Here is a 17265-nt window from a genome sequence, read left to right on the forward strand (position 1 = left end):
CGCCGCTCGGCGGACTCAGCCGCCAGCGACGGCGGGGATAATGGACACGGTCCATCCATCGTCGACCTTGGTGTCGAGGCCGTAGAGGTACCGCACGTCGTCATCGTCGACGAAGATGTTGACGAACTTGCGGAGCGCGCCGTCATCATCGAGGAGCCGTTCGCCCATTCCCGGGTGCTTGGCTTCGAGCGCGGCGATCACGTTCGACAGCGAGCCAGCGTCGAGCTCGACCAGCTTCTCACCCCCGGTGAGGGGACGCATGGTGGTGGGGATTCGGACGTTCACTGCCATAGAGCAACGATATCGGGAATCCCTACTGATCTGGTCGGGATTGCAGGTCGGTCCGGCGTGGTTCGATCACGGCAAAGAACGTCGCGATCGTGATGATGCCCAGTGACGCCGCGCCGAGAAACGCCAGGAGCACGTTCTGCTCGAGGACGGGGATCCAGATCACTGGCCCGACGCCGTGTCCAAAGAACCTGAACGCGAGGATGAACGACAGCGCTCCACCGCGGTTGTCGGGCACGATGGTGGACGCGAGTGCCTGGAACACGACGGCCACGAATCCGATGAGGGCCCCAGAGACCGCAGACAAGACCGCAAGGCTCGTTGGGGTGTCGGCAAAGCCAAGCAGCCCGGCGATCACTGTGGCTCCGGTGACAGCGGCCAGTCCGGCGGTGCGGGCGCCGACCCGGTCGAGCAGGCGGCCCCACAGTGGTCCGGTCAGCATGGCCATCACGGGCCCCGCGAGCAGGAGGACACCGGCCTCCCTGCCGGTGAGGTCGAGGTCGTCGCGTGCGGTCACGCCAACGAGCACATTGATGCCGATCGGACCGGCGGCGGCAGCCATCACACCCACGCCGAGGATGATCATCTGCTTGGTGAGTAGCGCCCGGAATGAGGGGCGCGCCTTCGCGTCCGCAGGGTCGGCGGGCTCGCCCTGGGGCGGTACGAAGGCGAGTACTGCAGCCATCGTGGCCGTGCCGACGAAGGCCCAGCGCCAGTTGGTGTCGGCAGCGAGCCCACCGATGATCGGGGCCAGCGCTCCGCCTGCTGCCTGGAAGCTTGAGTAGACGCCGACTGCTCGACCGAACAGCGCCGGAGCAACCACCTCGGCCAGGCCGGCAACGAGCAGCGGAGTGATGAATGCGTTTGCGACGCCCATCAGCGCCCGAGCGGCGAGGAAGATCCACAGGTTTGGAGCGAGTGCGCATCCCACCGACGCCACGGCGAACAAGACGTACGTACCGCGCACGGTGCGTCGGCGCCCCCACCGTTCGCCGAGCGTGCCGGACACGAGCAAGACCGCAGCGAACGGGAGGAGATAGATGGTGAATCCCCAACTGACCGCGGCCGAAGAGGCATTGAAGGACTCGCGGAGTTCGGGGAACATCGGCAGGATGACGATCGTGCCAAACGGTCCCATCATGCCGCCGATGTAGAGCGGCAGCCGCTGCGCGCGTTGGGAAGTCAGCGCGTCGTCCACCTGGGCACGGTACGCCCGTCGCGGCTTCGGGCCTGGCTCGGAAGGTGCCGTCAGCGCATCTTGAGGCGGACTGCGGCCGGCGTCGCTGAGTTCACGTGTGTCATCAGCGGTGGCGTGGTGTCCGTCGTTGTTCCGCCGTACCCTCTCCCCGGTGCTTGGTTTGGTGACGGCAATCGGTGCCGCTGGGCTTGACCCTGACCTTGAGCCGCTGCGCATCGCGCTGCTCGACGGCGGTGCTGATGTCGAGGTCGTCAGCTGGGACGACGACAACGTCGAGTGGGAGCGGTACGACGCGATCATCTTGCGCTCGACGTGGGACTATGCCGACCGGATTGCCGAGTTTCGGGCCTGGCTCGATGCGGTGATTCAGCAGACTCGCATTGTCAACCCCGTCTCCGCAGTCGCGTGGAGCATCGACAAGCACTACCTCAACGACCTGGCTCGAGACGGAGTCGCTGTCGCCCCGATGACCTTCGTCGAAGTCGGTGATGTCCTGCCCAGCGTTGATCCCGCTGCCGAGGTATTCGTCGTGAAGCCGGCCGTGGGGGCAGGCTCGAATGGAGCGCGCCGCTGCATGCCGAACGAAGTCGCTGATCATGTGCTCACGCTGCATGGTGAGGGACACGCGGCGATCGTGCAGCCGTACCTCGACATGATCGATGAGCATGGGGAAACGGCGCTCGTGTACCTGGGTGATGGCGGTGATCTGGTCTACGACCACGCGTTTAGCAAGGGCGCGATTCTCGTGTCGACCGACGTTGAACTGGAGGGCGGCTTCTTCGCAAAGGAAGAGATCGGCGGCCGCACAGCGAGCGAGGCGGAGCGGTCTTTGGCCGAGGCCGTGTTGAGCTGTCCGTCGGTCCGGGCGCTCGGTCCGTTGGCATATGCCCGTGTGGACGTGGTGCCCACCGAGAACGGTCCGGTGTTGCTGGAGCTCGAACTTGTTGAGCCCTCCCTCTACTTTCAGAGCTCTGTGGGGAGTGACGTGCGCGCTGCTCAAGCCTGGTTGCGGTACATCGCCACCACAGCCTGATCGCACTCGGGAACCCACTGCTCTGCCGTAGCCTGCACCGATGGCACGGCGTCGCTCCGAGCGCATGATCATCACCAAAGTGGCAGGCCTCGGTGCCGAACGCACGACGCGCCGCGAGCCAGACGAACTGATCGTCGAAGAGCCAATGTCGATTCAACTCGACGGCGCGCTGGTGGCCACGACCATGCGAACCCCGGGCCACGATTACGAGTTGGCGACCGGATTCTGCTTCACCGAGGGACTGCTTGCCGGCGCGCCGATCATCGGCGTTCGATACTGCGCCGACGGGAGTCCCGTCGACAGCGAGTTCAATATCGTCAACGTCGAGACCGGTGGCCGAGCACCTGAGCCGACACCTCGGCTGGGCAACGTGTCATCGAGTTGTGGGTGGTGCGGCAGCGAGCAGTTGGACGACCTGTGGGCACGTCTGGCCTCGCTTCCTGTGACACCGCCCATCGATCTCGACATCGTTGCGGGTATCCCTGATCGCGTGCTTGGCATGCAGGGTCTGTTCGAGCGGACGGGGTCGGTGCACGCCGCCGCAGCCTTCAGCGCCGATGGCGAGATCCTCGTGACACGCGAAGATGTGGGTCGCCACAACGCGGTGGACAAGGTGATTGGTTCGATGCTGCTCGACTCGCGTGGCTCTGTGCCCGCGACGGGGCTGGGAATGTTTGTCAGCGGCCGGGCGAGCATCGAAATGGTGCAAAAGGCGTGGGCCGGCGGGTTTTCTACGCTCGTAGCGGTCAGTGCCCCCACGTCGTTGGCGGTCGATGCGGCGCGGCGCGCCGGGCTGGTACTCGCAGGCTTTGTCCGCGGTTCGGCGTTCAACGTCTACGCGCCCGAACGCCTGCCTGCCGTTGAGTAGCGACTGCTCGGCGTCAACACCGGCGATAGCGTGAGCGCATGTTGATGGAAGATGGCCTGAGCGTCGTGCATCTGTTCGCCAAGCCGACCCCGAACCTTGACCGTGAGGCGGTCCTTGCAGCAGTGAAGACCGCTGAGGGTGCCGACTGTCAAGTGATCACCGCGGCGATGCTCGGTCACAAATGCGACGTCGCATTCATGGCGTTGTGCGCCGACTGGCGCACGCTTCGGGCGCTCCAGACCAGTCTCACCAACGCGGGTCTCGACATCGTCGACAGCTATGTGTCGATCACCGAGGTCTCGGAGTACGCCAAGGGCATGCCCGAAGAGATGCTTCGGGCGCGGCTCACGCCGACCATTCCGCCCGAGGGGTTGAACGCGTTTTGCTTCTATCCGATGAGCAAGAAGCGCGAGGCCGCCGCCAACTGGTTCGCTACTCCGTACGACCGTCGTCAGGAAATGATGATGGAGCACGGCAAGAGCGGGCGAACGTTTGCTGGCAAAGTGGCCCAGGTCATTTCCGGGTCCACCGGTCTCGACGACTTCGAGTGGGGCGTCACGCTGTTTGCCAAGAGCCCCGACGTGATCAAGGACGTTGTCTACACGATGCGCTTTGACGAGGGATCCGCCTTGTACGGCGAGTTCGGCGCCTTCTATGTCGGCTACCTCGAATACCTCGACAACATCCTCTGACAACACGCTCCGAGAGCGTCCTCGGCAATCAGCTTGGCGGCGCTCGGTGCACTCCGTCGATGATCGCGTTCTCGGAGTCAGCGACGTGCGGCAACCAATGCTTGGGTGAACTCGGCGCGACCGGTGTCGTCGAAGCGGAACACGTCGAATCGAGCTCGCGCGGGGTCGCCGATCACCAGGAGTTCGGTGATGCCATCAGGCCCGTTGTAGTTGATATCGAGCGGTTCGTCGAGCAGCACCGAACAGGCCTCGAACGACAGGCAGACTCGACCTCCGACAGTGAGCGCTGGAATTTGCGAGGCAAACTCCGCAGGGTCGTCACTGTCGACTGAATACGCGGCGAGTGCAATCAGATTGACGCAGTCGAAGGCCTGGGCCGCAAAGAGGCCGGGTGGGTCGAAGGGGCGGTCGGCGTCGCTTGACTGTGCCTGCGGAGCCACGCCCCGGACCAGTGCGCGTAGTGCCGGATCCAAGGCCTCAACCCGCGGTGTAATGCTTGGATCACGCAAGGCATCGTTGACGATGATGTCGGTGATCGAGCCGAAGCTGGTGTCGTCAAGTGCCTCGAGGAAGGCTGCTCCGTCGTCGCTCCCGGCGAGCAGAATCGCCACCCGCGCCCTAGAGTCGGCAACTCGTTGGGCTTTGTCGGCGAGATCGCCGTCTGTGCGGACGAAGCCGTAGGTCTCGACGCGGCTCACCGATCGGGTGCCTGCAGCCAGCGCGTCCTCGACGGCGGCTGCGAATGGCCGGCCGTACGCATCGTCGATGTACACGACGGCGACGTCCTGGACGCCAGTTCGTTCAGCAAGATCAGCGGCGGCAACCGCTTGGAGCGAGTCGCTCGGCACCGTGCGGAAGAACAATCGCTCGTCGGGGAAGTCGTCGAGCGCGAGCGCCGTCGCTGTGGGTGAACACGACGGGATGCCTGCAGCGACCAGCGTGTCGAGCTGGCTGAGCGCGACGAGCGATGACGACGGGCCGATCACGGCATCGACGCTGGGGGTCGACTCGAGGAGTGCAGCGATGCTGGCCGCGGCGGTGCCGTCGCCCAGCCCTTCGTCCTGCTCAACAACTCGAACATTTCGGCCGAGGACGCCTCCGGCATCGTTGATCCGATCGACAGCAATGTTGGCAGCGTCGATCAGGCCTTGACCCAAGGTCGGGTTGGACGAGGGGAGCAGGAGCCCGATGGTGAGAATGCCGTCTGACTGATCAAGTGCTGGGAACGTTGTCGTACTTGCAGCTTGTGTCGTCTCGGGCGCAGCATCGCTGCCGGGGGTGCAAGCAGCCGCGGCGATCGCCAGCACAGCAAGACTGTGGCGACGCACGTGGAAGCGGCGGAATCGAACCATTGGGTTGCACAGTAGAAGGCGCGGCGACACGTCGCTGGGCATCGCTGCGCTGGACCTCACCGTGATCCGGATCAGCGAAGCCATGACAACAACTCCGAATCGACCTCGACGCCTATGATCTCGTCATCGACGCATCAACTGGCATCCCCCCGATCGCGGCAACCGCCGACAATGACGGCGTCCGCCTCGCTGTCCTTACTCACGCCGACCTCACGTGACCGCTGGCCATGCGCTGACTGTCACAGCGGCTGATCGCGCTGCCCACCTCGAGGCCGCTCGTGCGGCTGGTGCGGGTGGCATTGGGCTCCGTGGTGGCGGCCGTGACTACTGCCGCGCGCTCTCAGATGTGACCGACGGATGGGTTCGTCAGCTCTTCGCGCAAGCCGTGGAGGCAAACCCGGAGCTCAAGGGGCGGCTCGCCATCCTCGCGGTGGGTGGTTACGGACGCGGGGAGCTTGCGCCCCAAAGCGATCTCGATGTGTTGCTCGTCCACGATGTCAAGGGCAAGAAGGCAATGGCGGCAATCGAGCCGATTGCCAGCGCGCTCTGGTATCCGATGTGGGATGCCGGCATCAAACTTGGGCATGCGGTTCGCAGCGTCAAGGAAGCCATGACGCTGGCAGCTGACGATCTCGATTCTGCGACGGCGTTGTTGACTGCGCGCTGGCTTGCCGGCGACGAGTCGCTTGCAAGCGAAGTCATCGAGCGCGGCAACGCGTCATGGGGCATGCATGCCGACAGATTTCTCGGGGGGCTCCGTTCGCGAGTGCGCGAACGCCAGAACCAGGCGGGCGACGTGGCATACCGTCTTGAGCCCGACCTGAAGAGCGGACACGGAGGGCTCCGCGACGTGCAGTCACTGATGTGGGCGCGCGAGAGCGGCCTGGCAGTTCTGCCGGAAGATCTCGTCGAGCTCGATCGCTGCTACGACACCTTGCTGGGCGTACGTGTCGCGCTGCACCTGTCCACGCAGCGCCCCGGTGACGTGCTGCGTCTTGAGGATCAGGACGCAGCATCGGCAACAGGTGGGTGGGATGACGCCGACGCGCTGATGGCCGACGTCGCTGCGGCCGGCCGAACCATCGCGTGGCTGGTCGATGAAAACTGGGGGCGATCGGTGGCGAGCGATGATCGCCCGCCGGACCGCGCGATTTCGTCGGGCATCGTGCTGCGCAATGGCGAGATTGAACTCTCAGACATTGCGAACCCGGCGTCGGATCCGACGCTGGTGTTGCAGGCCGCCGTCGCAGCAGCGCGCAACGACTGCCGTATTGGGCGGTCGACACTTGATCGCCTGCACGAGGAGCTTGCTCCGTGGACGGGAACGTGGCCGGTCGGAGCGAAGGACAAGCTGGTCGCGCTGCTCCTTGAGGGGCACCGGTCGATTCGCGTGCTCGAAGCGCTCGATCAGCGTGAGTTGTTTGCTCGGCTGCTCCCTGAATGGGAGCCAAACCGTTCGAAGCCGCAGCGCAACGCGTATCACCGATTCACCGTCGATCGTCATCTGTGGGAGGCTGCGGCCAACGCCGCCGAACTCGTCGGACGAGTGTCGCGGCCCGACCTCTTGGTGCTGGGCGCACTGTTCCACGACCTGGGCAAGGGATACCCGGGCGACCACACGATCGTCGGTATGGACCTGGTTCGCCAGGTCGGTCCGAAGCTCGGCCTCACGCCGGCCGACGTCGACACGCTCGTCGCAATGGTCGAGCACCACCTGCTTCTTCCCGACGTCGCGTCGCGCCGCGACTTGACCGATGAGGCGACGATCAGTCAAGTTGCCGACGCTCTGGGCAGCGTCGAGCGGCTCGATCTCCTGCACGCCCTCACAGAGGCTGATTCGCTTGCCACTGGGCCCTCGGCATGGGGGTCGTGGAAGGAAGAACTGGTCAATGAGCTCGCGGCACGTGTGCGTCACGTCCTCGGCGGCGGCGACGTCGCAGAGGTGACGTGGCGTCTGTTCCCTGATGCCGAGACGCTGCTTCTCATGGCTGCTGCTGAGGTTGCGGTTGGACGACGCGACGATTTGATCACCGTGGTCAGCCCGGACTCAGCGGGTGTCTTCAGTCAAGTCGCAGGGGTGCTCTCGCTGCACGGCCTCGACGTGCTGACCGCCAGCGCGCATTCCGACGAGCAAGGCATGGCGGCGTCACAGTTCCGCATCGTGTTGCCCGAGACGGGCATGAACTGGCGGTCGCTGAAGACTGATCTGTCACGAGCGTTGGCCCACCAACTCGCGATTGAGGCGCGTCTTGTCGAGCGAGCCAAGACCTATCGGCGCCGCCGACGCACGCAGGCTGAACAGCCGGGGCCTCCGAAGGTCGTCTTCCACGACGATGCGTCGAGCAACGCGACGGTGATCGAGGTCCGAGCCGTTACCAAGATTGGCATTCTGCACCGCATCACCAAGGCGATCGGCGAGCTTGGCCTCGACATCCGCCACGCGAGCGTGCAGACCATTGGCATGGAAGTGGTCGATACGTTTTATGTCCGGACGTCGGCCGGCGATCTTGTGACGGACAAGTTTCACCGCAAGGAGATTCAGCGGGCGCTCCTGCATGCGGTGGCCTGATTGGCCGACATCGATCGGCGGATGACTCCCAGGTCGAATCCATGTCGTAGCGTTCTCGTCTGTGACCACCGCTGACGATGACCCGACGCCCAACTTGGTGAACGACCTGGCGCGATGGAGCGAGGCGCTAGCCGGCATCGCGCGTACCGGGATGGGGTTCACGGAAAACCTCTACGAACGGGAGCGATTCGAAGAGGTCCTGCACGTCGCAGGCGATATCAAGGCGGCGTCACGAGGCGATGAGCGCAGCGAGAGCGTTCGAGATGAGTTCGTCGGTGAATGGGTCGAGTCGATTGGGGAGGGAGTGCCCGGATACGTCACTCCGAAGGTGGCGATCGGTGCCATCGTCGGGAACGATGACGATGAGATCCTCCTGGTCCAGCGGAAGGACTCAGGGATTTGGCTGTACCCAACAGGCTGGGCTGATGTCGGCTATTCGCCTGCGGAGGTGGCGGTGAAGGAAGTGCACGAAGAGACGGGCATCGAGTGCGAGCCGACACGACTTCTCGGTGTGGTTGACGGCCAGCGCATGGGCTTCAGTCGCTTCGGCATGTACATGCTGCTCTTTCACTGCCGGGCAACCGGCGGAGCGCTCGAACCGCACCCGCTTGAGACTGCCGATGTCGGCTGGTTCCCGAATGGAGGTCTTCCGGAGGCCACGGCTGGAGCCGGATGGTGGTCGTCGATGGCCTTTGATGCAATCAGCGGTGTTCAGGCCCCCGCCACGTTTGATGACGTGCGTAGTCCGATTTGGCGTCAGGCCGACTGACTCAACTGGCCAGGCAGTTATTCCTGGTCGCGCAGGAACTGCTCGACTTCGTTCATCAATTCTTCGGAGTCGACCGGCTCGGCTGTGTTGATCGATCCGTCGTCGACGTCGTCGACGATCTCTTCGAGCCGTGACAGGTACTCGGCCATGTCGTCGTCGTCGCCGATCAGCGCTGCAACGCGTGCGTCGTATTCGGCCGCGCCGGTGGCGAGGGCTTGCAGAGGTGCCGGTGTGCCAATCATCGTGCACGCACGCTCGACGAGAGCCATTGCTGCCTTGGGCGAGGGTATTTGCGATGCATAGCCGGGAACTGCGGCCCAGAGCGATGCGGTGGCCAGGCCCGATCGGTGTAGCGCATCATGCAAGACACCAACGATGCCGGTGGGGCCCTCGTACTGAGACCGTTGGAGTTCGAAGCGCTCGATGAGCGTGTCGTCGGTTGCGGTGCCGATGAGTTGCACTGGCCGCGAGTGCGGAACATCGGCGAGCAGCGCACCGAGCGAGACCGCCATGGTCACCCCGAAACGATCACAGATCCCCACGATCTGGTCGGAGAATGCCCGCCAACGCAACGCTGGTTCGGGCCCGAGCACCAAGATGACGTCCGTGCCGGGGAGCGAGACCGACCACACGCCGACCGTCGGCCAGACGATGCTTCGTTGGCGGTCGTCGTCGAGTTTGACCTGAGGGCGGACCGTGGCGAAATCGGTGAACGGCTCAGGATCAATTTCGGCGAGCGCATTGGCGCCCCATGCTTCGATCATCGTGCGCAACGCGACTGACGATGCGTCACCTGCATCGTTCCAACCGGTGAACCCGGCGATCAGTACAGGGCGCGTCAACGTCGGTTCGGACAGCCATCGAACATGCTCGGTCCCCACAAGAACCACGCTACCGTCCAGTGACCGTGAGTGAGTCGAGCCAGTCCCCATCCGTTCCGACACCGTCGGCTGTGCCTGCCGTGCCGCAGAGCGGTGCATCAGTGGCCGTGGCAGCCGTCGTTGACGATGAGTTGGTTGCCGCGTTTGCGCATCTGATTCCGCAGCTGTCGCAATCTTCCCCGCCACCTGACGCCGACCAGCTCCGAGTGCTGGTCGACGGCGCCGACACGGTGTTGTTCGTCGCGCGCGTCGATGGGGTCATCGTCGGCAGCCTGACCCTTGCGTTCTACCGGATTCCCACCGGTCTGAAGGCTTGGATCGAAGATGTTGTCGTCGATGATGCTGCACGGGGTCATGGCGTTGGGCGACTCCTCAACGAGGCCGCGCTCGCCGAAGCAGAGTCGCGAGGCGCCAAGGACGTGAGCCTCACCAGCCGTCCGTCGCGAGAAGCAGCGAACCGCTTGTATCAACGCATCGGTTTCGAAGCGCGCGACACCAACGTGTACCGCTACAAATTCTGACGACCACTCAGGACTGGGCGCGGCGGAGGTCTTCGGCAGCTTGACGGACTTGCCAGTCGCGGTCCTCGAGGGCGCGGTCAATGGCTGCATCCACATGGTCGCCTTCGAACGGCGCGAGCGCCAGCACGGCGCGGCGACGGACTGCGGGCTTGTCGGACGTTGCTGCGATGATCACGTCGATCGCTGCCGGGTCGCCGATTGCGCCCAACGCGGCGACGGCGGCTTCGCGGACGAGCGGTTCAGCCGCATCGGCCGACAGCTCGATCAGCCGACGGACCACTTCGGGCCGGTTCGACTCGTGCTCGCCGCACGCCCATGCGGCAGTCTCCACCACGTTCGGGTCGGTATCTGACAGCGTCGGGACGAGATCAACGGCGGGGTGTGTCGCGGCGACTTCCGCGGCCCGGCGGCGGACCCGAACGTCGTGGTCGTCGAGCGCGGTGATGATCTGTTCGTCGGTCAATTTGCCGAGTCGCTCGAGCGCGCCGAGGGCGGTTGCCCGAACGGCAGCGTCGCCAGCCAGGCCTGCGGCAGCAATGACTGCGTCGCCAGTGTGTCCAGCAATCGCGACTGCTCGGCGATCGGGCATGGTCACTGCTTGAGCAAGTCGGTCAGCGTGATCACCGCGTACGAAACACCGAACGCAATGACGATGGCAAGCACGGCGCCGAGCACGAGTGCAATGCCGGAACTCGCGACGATTGCCCAGGCGCGGCGAAGCACGTTGGGCCGGCGATACAGCGGCACAGTGGTCTCAGCAACGCCGATCGGCACCCATTTTCTGCGAACAACCGGCTCCCTGCGTGGTGTTTGGGGCGTCGCTCTGGCAGTCTTGCGCCACCCAGCAGCAACCAGCGCCGCGATGGCGAGTGCGACCATCCAACCGGCCTGAGTGGTGAGATCTGTGACTGACACGACAAACGACACGGTACTCAACACTCCGCAACCCGCAACGCCACTGGGTACCGCAGACACCATCGTGTCTGGCTCGCGCTGGGCGTGGGTCCCGGCCGTCCTGGGGTTGGTCGCTTTGCTCGGGATCTGTGCCGCAGCGCTCATCCCGGCGACGGTGGTTGCTGAGAAAGAGAACCGGCGAACGATGGAAGTGCAGGAAGCGCCCTATGCCCAGGTCCCGGCATCAGCTGAGTCGGTGAACGACCGTGTCTTGTTCGGCAGCGATCTGCCTGATGATGTCCCACGGTTTGCGCCTGAAGGAGACTTCTTCTTCGTCACGGTCAGCGCACCTGAACAGACCCTCCTCAGCTGGTTCGCAGGCCGTGGTGACCCGGCGATCGACTTACTCACCGAGGAAGACAAGTTCGGTGTCCGCACCGCCTCGCAGCGGCGCGCTGCGGCGCTGCAGCAGATGCGCACCGCCGCGCAAGAAGCCCAGTTCGTGGCGCTGTCAGCGGCTGGCTACGAGCCGGAGATCAGCCTCGGTGAAGTCGTGGTGCAAGAGGTGTTGTGTCGAACGCTGGGTGACGACGGTCTCTGCGAGGAGTTCTTCCCGTCGGACTTGGCCATCGATCCATCCGACACGATTCTCGAGGCTGAGGGTGTCGTGCTCAATTCGGTCGAAGACCTGTCCGCTGTCCTGGAGGGCAAAGCGCCGGGCGACGTGGTCGAACTGAAGATCCGCCGGCCTGACGAAGGCATCCTCGATGTAACGGTCGAACTCGCAGCATCGCCGGATGACCCGGACCGCACCATCATCGGGTTTCGCCCGTTCGATACTCGTGTGGTCACGTTGCCGTTCGAGGTCAGCATCGACACCGGGCGAATCGGCGGTCCATCGGCTGGACTCGCGTTCACGCTGGCGCTGATCGATGAGCTCACGCCTGGTGAGCTGACCGGCGGCACGAACATCGCCGTCACGGGCACCATTTCGCTCGACGGTTCGGTCGGTCCCATCGGCGGTCTGTCGCAGAAGTCAAATGCTGTGCTGCAACACGGCGTCGAGGTGTTCCTTGTTCCGGCGTCTCAGCGAGAGCTGGCGGAGGGGCAGGACGAGCTCCGCCAGAAGCTTGACGACGCGGGCCATGGCCGCGTCGAAATCGTGCCGGTGGCCAATCTGGAGGAGGCGCTCGCGGCGCTCGAAGCCCTCGGTGGCGACCCACTTGTGCCGATTGGCGCCATCGACGCAACTTGAGCACCTCATCGTTGATGCCGGAGCGCTTCGGACCATTGCCACCACCTCGGTTGCCGGGGCGCGTACCGTTGCGATATGGCCATGTCGTTTTCCCGCCCTGACCCGTCGTCGCCGACGTCGATCGCTGACGCTTCCTTCGGCACGAGCCGTCGCGGTTACGACCAGGCCGAGGTCCGCGACTTTCTTCGCATGGTGGCTGCCGAGTTCGGCCGATTGAGTGAACGCGAGCGTTTTCTCGAACGCGAATTGCACGCAGCACAGGCTGAAGCCGGTAGCGGCAGCGTCGACGAGGCGACGATGACGCAGATGCTTGGCGAGGAAGCGGTTCGGGTGTTGACGACCGCCCGCGAGAGCGCCAACGAGATCCGCGACAAAGCCGAACAGGCTGCCGCGCAGCTTCTCCACGAGGCAAGTGACGAAGCTTCGCGAGTGCGTGAGGAAGCTGATATCGAGGCGTCGCGCCGCCGGGCAGATGCAGGCGCTGACGCCGAGTCAGAGTTGTCGATGGCCAAGCAGCAAGGTCGCGAAATGGTCAACGAGGCGCGTGCGTATCGTGAGCGGGTGCTCAGCGAGCTCGCTCGCCGGCGTGAACTTGCACGCGAGCAGATCGAGCAACTCATCCACGGGCGCGATCGTTTGACGCAGGCGTTCGAGCGCGCTCGTCTCGTTGCTGTTGACGTCGTCGCCGAGATGCAGCCGCTGGGCGAGCCGGACGAGTACGTCAATCTCACACCGACCACGGGCCCGCTCCCGGTGATGATCGCCAACTCGCCGCGCCCCGATGGCGCCGAGACGCCCGGTTCCGGCACCCGCGCCGTCGAGGCTCCGGCGGAGGAATCTGTCGACACGGCGGACGAGCCGACCGTCGATGCCACCACAAGGCTGCGGATCATCGAGATCAACGATGACGACCGCGTCGATGCCGTCGACCTCAGTGCTGACGTGGCCGACATCGACGACGTTGAGGCGGTCGATGTCAATGACAGTGCAGAGGCGGTCGATGACGATTCCTCCGACGACGTCAATGCCGAGACAGAGACGATCGAAGCCGAAGCCGAAGCCGAAGCCGAAGCCGACGAAGAGGCCGACCATGTGGTCGTCGATCTCTTTGCCCGCCTCCGTGCCGATACCACAGACGTGGATCGCGCCGATGCCGATGCCGATGCCGATGCCGACAATGCGGTCTTGCCAGCCGATGTGGCGGTCGATGCGCCCGATGATCAGACGGCTGTCGCCGGGGTGACCGCGGCGGACAATGCCATTGAAGATGCGGCTGAAGATGCGGCTGAAGATGCGGCTGAAGATGCTGCCGAGGTCGAGCAAACGGCGTTCGAGCATCGCGACGAGGTGATCACGCCGCTGATCGTGTCGAGCGCGAAGAAGCTCAAACGGGCACTCGCCGACGAGCAGAACGATGTCCTCGATGCGCTTCGCCGCAGCGACGCCGTTCACATGATCGACGCACTGCTGCCGGAAGTGGGCGAGCACGCCTCCCACTACACCGGTGCGATTGGGGAGGATCTGCTGGAGGCAGTCCACCGAGGCAGTGCCACGTCCCGCACGGTCGATCGCAAGATCCGTCAGGCGTTGGCGGCCGACGCCGTCGGTGTCGCCAACGATGCCCTGATCCAGTGGCTCGTGATGCCGCTGCGCGACCGCCTGGCCCGATGCATCACCGAAGGCGAGGGCGACAACGCCGTCGTCACCAAAAAGGTGCGTGCGGTGTACCGCGAATGGAAGACCCAGTACATCGACGAAACGCTCGATGATGTGATGCGATGTGCGCACGGGCGGGGCGTCCTGGCTGGTTTTGACCCGGGTACGCCCATCGTCTGGGAAGTGGATACACGGTTCGCTGCATGCCCCGATTGCGATGACAATGCGCTGGAAGGAGCCATCGCGGCGGGTGGAGAGTTCCCGACGGGTGACTCATTTGCTCCCGCGCATCCGGGCTGCCGCTGCCTGTTGGTTGCCGCGGACCGGTAATCTCAGCGCCAATGCGGCGCTCACAAGACCTTCCGGTCGATCGTCCACGGAGACGCATCAGCGGCCGTGGCGTCCTCATCGCTTTTGGCGGACTGTTCATGTTCGTCCTGATTTTCGGACGCGCCATCGCACGGTTCTACGTCGACTATCTCTGGCACGACGCCCTCGACCGTGGCGATGTCTTTTGGGGCGTGATCGGCGCCAAGTTCACGCTGTTCGCGCTGTTCTTCCTCGCTTTCCTCCTGCTGGCGTTCGCCAACTTGTTCATCGCTGATCGCGCCGCACCGACGTCGTTCCCAGCCAACGTCCACCCGTACGTGGAGCGCTTCCACGAGGTGTTCGGTCAGCGGCTGCGACTCGTGCGCTATGCGTCCGCGTTCGTGATGGCAATCGTGGTTGCGCTTCCCGCAGTGGCGCAGTGGCAATCATGGCTGCTCTTCCGGAACTCGAAATCGTTCGGCGTCGCCGACCCGCAATTCGGTGCCGATGTCGGGTTCTATGTTTTCCAGCTGCCGTTCCTGACGTTCCTGCTCGACTGGATGTTCGTCGCAGTCATTCTCGTGTTGCTGTTCACCGCAGCTGCACACATTCTCAATGGTGGCGTCGTGTTCGTGTCGCCCGTGCCGGCGGTGCGCCATGCCACCAAGGCACACATCGCGGTGTTGCTTGCCGTGCTTGCCGTGCTCAAGGCAGGCGACTACTGGCTGGACCGCTACGAGCTGACCAACAGCACCAGGGGCATCGTCGACGGAGCCACGTACTCAGTCGTCAACGCGCAGATCCCGGCGATCATGCTGCTCATTCTGATTGCGTTGCTCACTGCAGGGCTGTACCTGTCGGTGATCAAGACCGACTCGTGGCGCCTGCCGCTGCTCGCCTCGGCCCTGTGGCTCATCGTCTCCATCGTCGGCGGGGTGATTTACCCCGCCGTGGTCCAATCGCTCATCGTCAACCCAAACCAGGAGTCCCGCGAGCAGGTCTACATCGAACGCAACGTCGAAGCCACGCGCGAGGCGCTGGGGCTGACGGGCGTGGATATTCGCGACGTGCAGTTCGGCACGCTCACCGCAGGTGAGGTTGAAGCTGATCTCGAACCACTCGGCAACGTCCGCTTGCTCAATCCGACCGAGATGGAAACGCGGTTCCTGGTCGACCGCGGCGAAGTCGCCGGCCTGAGCATTGACGACCTTGACGTCGACCGGTACACCCTCGACGGAGAGACCGAGCAAGTGCTGGTTGCAGCTCGCGAGCTTGACCTTGCCGGCATCAGCAACATCGGCTGGCAGGGTCGGCACTTGATCAATACTCGCGGGTGCGGGCTTGTTGCAGCGCCCACGAGCAAGGTGCAGGCCAATCAACGCCCGGACTATCGCACCATCGAACTCGACCGCCCCGAGCTGTACTTCAGCCCGGAGCTCAGCGGTTACGGCATTGCCAACACCGGGTCGACCGAGCGTGAGTGCGACGAGCCCCACACCTACGAAGGCGACCAGGGCGTGCGGATGAACTCCTTCGCCCGTCGTGGAGCCTTTGCCTTGGCCTTCCTCGACTACAACATCATCGGCTCCGGGGCGATCGAGGACGACTCGCAGATGCTCTGGGTGCGCGGAGTCAACGACCGTCTCAACAAGCTCGCACCCTTCCTGTCCTACGACGCTGACCCGTACCCGGTCGGCGTCGACGGCAATGCCGTCTGGGTGGTTGACGGGTACACGACCACCAGTCGCTATCCGTACGGCCAGTCGATCGGCGACGTGCAGCGTTCGTCCCAGTCCGGCCTGTCGAATAGCGACAACTACGTCCGCAACAGCGTCAAGGCCGTGGTCGACGCATATACGGGTCAGGTCACCTTCTACGTCGTCGACGACGAAGACCCCATTCTCCGGGCCTGGCGCAGTGCATTCCCCGATCTGTTCACGCCGTTCAGTGAGATGCCCGACGAATTGGCTGATCACCTGCGGTATCCCGAAGACCTGTTCCGTATCCAAACCGACGTCTATTCGAAGTACCGGATTGATCCGGCGCTGTTCTTCCAGCGCGATGGCAACGCATGGTCGGTCGCTCAGGCACCGGGATCGTCGCCGACTTCCAACACCGGCAATAGCGTGAACTCCACGAGCGATGCGTCGGCGCCCTCTGCGGCCACGTCGACGTTTGCGACGGAGTCTGATGCGGCTCGATTCGTGCCGTACTACACGATGTTCGACACGAGCCTGCCGGGTGAACCGCGCAGCGAAGAGTTCGTGATTCTGCGCCCGTTCGTGCCGTTCTCGACTGGCGACACGCGCACTCAGCTGCAGGCGTACATGACTGCGTCGAGTGATCCCGACAACTACGGCATGCTCACGAGCTACGAGGTGCAGGAACGCAATGGTCAGTTGCCTGATGGCCCGCTACGCGTGGCTGGCAACGCGGAGTCGCAATCCGAAATCTCGGAGCGCATCTCGCTTGACAACCAGGATGCCGGCGGCTCGAAGGTGCGCTTCGGTGACCTTCAGCTCGTTCCTGTCGGCGACGGTCTGATCTACGTGCGGCCGTACTACGTGGCAGTGCCCCAGGAAACTGGGACGGTCAACTCGGTCACCGAGTTCCGTTTCGTGATCGTGTCCTACAACGACAACTCGGTGCTGACGGAAACCATCAGCGAGGGCCTCGCCCGCTTGTTCCCTGGTTTCGAAGGTGATGTCGGTGACAGCATCGGCTCGCCGACCGAGCCGACGCCGGATGATCCCGAAACGCCGGCCGATGACGATGCTCCGGTTGTGTCGACCGACGCAGCCGAGCTCCTGCAGATTGCCGACGATCTGTTCCGGCAGGCCGACGAAGCGCTTGCGGACGGCAACCTCGGTGAGTATCAGACAAAGGTCGATGAAGGCCGCCGGCGGCTTGATGAAGCCATCGTGATTCTCGAGGCCGACCTCCAGAACTGAGACCAAGCCGCGCGCTCGTGGGGGCAGTC

General features: G+C 64.2%; 15 protein-coding genes. 9 read left to right on the forward strand and 6 right to left on the reverse strand.

Annotated elements, in window-relative coordinates:
* Positions 1-15 precede the first annotated feature (15 nt).
* Together ACH2DW_RS04265 and ACH2DW_RS04270 are read right to left on the reverse strand one after the other, a co-directional pair.
* On the reverse strand, positions 16-291 hold the full coding sequence (locus tag ACH2DW_RS04265; protein ID WP_394928473.1) for a MoaD/ThiS family protein: 276 nt from the start codon (positions 289-291) through the stop codon (positions 16-18).
* Between the two features lie 22 nt (positions 292-313).
* Complete coding sequence (locus ACH2DW_RS04270) at positions 314-1486, reverse strand: MFS transporter (protein ID WP_394928474.1); 1173 nt, start codon at positions 1484-1486, stop codon at positions 314-316.
* 151 nt (positions 1487-1637) lie between these two features.
* Between ACH2DW_RS04270 and ACH2DW_RS04275 the strand changes: the two genes are divergently transcribed.
* The 3 genes from ACH2DW_RS04275 to ACH2DW_RS04285 are packed head-to-tail and all read left to right on the forward strand — an operon-like array spanning position 1638 to position 4079.
* Complete coding sequence (locus tag ACH2DW_RS04275) at positions 1638-2519, forward strand: RimK family alpha-L-glutamate ligase (RefSeq protein ID WP_394928475.1); 882 nt, start codon at positions 1638-1640, stop codon at positions 2517-2519.
* Between the two features lie 40 nt (positions 2520-2559).
* Positions 2560-3387, forward strand: a complete 828-nt coding sequence (fdhD, locus tag ACH2DW_RS04280; protein WP_394928476.1) for a formate dehydrogenase accessory sulfurtransferase FdhD — start codon at positions 2560-2562, stop codon at positions 3385-3387.
* Positions 3388-3425: 38 nt separating this feature from the next.
* Positions 3426-4079 (forward strand): chlorite dismutase family protein, encoded by a 654-nt coding sequence (locus tag ACH2DW_RS04285; RefSeq protein WP_394928477.1) that lies wholly within the window; start codon positions 3426-3428, stop codon positions 4077-4079.
* 77 nt (positions 4080-4156) lie between these two features.
* Here ACH2DW_RS04285 and ACH2DW_RS04290 read toward each other — a convergent pair whose 3' ends face one another.
* Positions 4157-5431 carry an ABC transporter substrate-binding protein gene (locus tag ACH2DW_RS04290; protein ID WP_394928478.1) on the reverse strand — a complete coding sequence of 425 codons (1275 nt, stop codon included), beginning with the start codon at positions 5429-5431 and terminating at the stop codon, positions 4157-4159.
* A gap of 214 nt (positions 5432-5645) precedes the next feature.
* Between ACH2DW_RS04290 and ACH2DW_RS04295 the strand changes: the two genes are divergently transcribed.
* Positions 5646-8000 (forward strand): [protein-PII] uridylyltransferase, encoded by a 2355-nt coding sequence (locus ACH2DW_RS04295; RefSeq protein ID WP_394928479.1) that lies wholly within the window; start codon positions 5646-5648, stop codon positions 7998-8000.
* Between the two features lie 61 nt (positions 8001-8061).
* Entirely contained in the window at positions 8062-8769 is a 708-nt protein-coding gene (locus tag ACH2DW_RS04300; RefSeq protein WP_394928480.1) for an NUDIX hydrolase N-terminal domain-containing protein, read from the forward strand.
* Between the two features lie 17 nt (positions 8770-8786).
* Here ACH2DW_RS04300 and ACH2DW_RS04305 read toward each other — a convergent pair whose 3' ends face one another.
* Positions 8787-9650 (reverse strand): PAC2 family protein, encoded by an 864-nt coding sequence (locus ACH2DW_RS04305; RefSeq protein ID WP_394928481.1) that lies wholly within the window; start codon positions 9648-9650, stop codon positions 8787-8789.
* 101 nt (positions 9651-9751) lie between these two features.
* Here ACH2DW_RS04305 and ACH2DW_RS04310 point away from each other — a divergent pair, with 101 nt between their 5' ends.
* Positions 9752-10171, forward strand: coding sequence for a GNAT family N-acetyltransferase (locus tag ACH2DW_RS04310; protein WP_394928529.1), 420 nt, complete (start codon positions 9752-9754; stop codon positions 10169-10171).
* A 7-nt stretch (positions 10172-10178) separates the two neighbouring features.
* Here the strand turns inward: ACH2DW_RS04310 and ACH2DW_RS04315 are convergent, their stop codons facing one another.
* Together ACH2DW_RS04315 and ACH2DW_RS04320 are read right to left on the reverse strand one after the other, a co-directional pair.
* Entirely contained in the window at positions 10179-10760 is a 582-nt protein-coding gene (locus ACH2DW_RS04315; protein WP_394928482.1) for a HEAT repeat domain-containing protein, read from the reverse strand.
* A gap of 2 nt (positions 10761-10762) precedes the next feature.
* Positions 10763-11086 (reverse strand): hypothetical protein, encoded by a 324-nt coding sequence (locus ACH2DW_RS04320; protein WP_394928483.1) that lies wholly within the window; start codon positions 11084-11086, stop codon positions 10763-10765.
* Here ACH2DW_RS04320 and ACH2DW_RS04325 point away from each other — a divergent pair.
* The 3 genes from ACH2DW_RS04325 to ACH2DW_RS04335 all read left to right on the forward strand — a co-directional run bounded on the left by ACH2DW_RS04325 (position 11076) and on the right by ACH2DW_RS04335 (position 17236).
* Complete coding sequence (locus tag ACH2DW_RS04325; protein WP_394928484.1) at positions 11076-12320, forward strand: S16 family serine protease; 1245 nt, start codon at positions 11076-11078, stop codon at positions 12318-12320. The genes ACH2DW_RS04320 and ACH2DW_RS04325 overlap by 11 nt on opposite strands.
* A 75-nt stretch (positions 12321-12395) precedes the next feature.
* Positions 12396-14306: a DivIVA domain-containing protein gene (locus ACH2DW_RS04330; RefSeq protein WP_394928485.1), complete on the forward strand. Its 1911-nt coding sequence runs from the start codon at positions 12396-12398 to the stop codon at positions 14304-14306.
* A gap of 11 nt (positions 14307-14317) precedes the next feature.
* Complete coding sequence (locus ACH2DW_RS04335) at positions 14318-17236, forward strand: UPF0182 family protein (RefSeq protein WP_394928486.1); 2919 nt, start codon at positions 14318-14320, stop codon at positions 17234-17236.
* Positions 17237-17265: the final 29 nt, after the last annotated feature.

Source organism: uncultured Ilumatobacter sp. (assembly GCF_963980585.1).
Taxonomy (GTDB): Bacteria; Actinomycetota; Acidimicrobiia; order Acidimicrobiales; family Ilumatobacteraceae; genus Ilumatobacter_A.

What these genes read in the sequence shown, in the direction of transcription:
- fdhD (WP_394928476.1), top strand. Translation starts at nt 2,560, where the DNA reads ATGGCACGGCGTCGCTCCGAGCGCATGATCATCACCAAAGTGGCAGGC.
- ACH2DW_RS04285 (WP_394928477.1), top strand. Translation starts at nt 3,426, where the DNA reads ATGTTGATGGAAGATGGCCTGAGCGTCGTGCATCTGTTCGCCAAGCCG.
- ACH2DW_RS04315 (WP_394928482.1), bottom strand. Translation starts at nt 10,760, where the DNA reads ATGCCCGATCGCCGAGCAGTCGCGATTGCTGGACACACTGGCGACGCA.
- ACH2DW_RS04335 (WP_394928486.1), top strand. Translation starts at nt 14,318, where the DNA reads ATGCGGCGCTCACAAGACCTTCCGGTCGATCGTCCACGGAGACGCATC.
- ACH2DW_RS04290 (WP_394928478.1), bottom strand. Translation starts at nt 5,431, where the DNA reads ATGGTTCGATTCCGCCGCTTCCACGTGCGTCGCCACAGTCTTGCTGTG.
- ACH2DW_RS04265 (WP_394928473.1), bottom strand. Translation starts at nt 291, where the DNA reads ATGGCAGTGAACGTCCGAATCCCCACCACCATGCGTCCCCTCACCGGG.
- ACH2DW_RS04330 (WP_394928485.1), top strand. Translation starts at nt 12,396, where the DNA reads ATGGCCATGTCGTTTTCCCGCCCTGACCCGTCGTCGCCGACGTCGATC.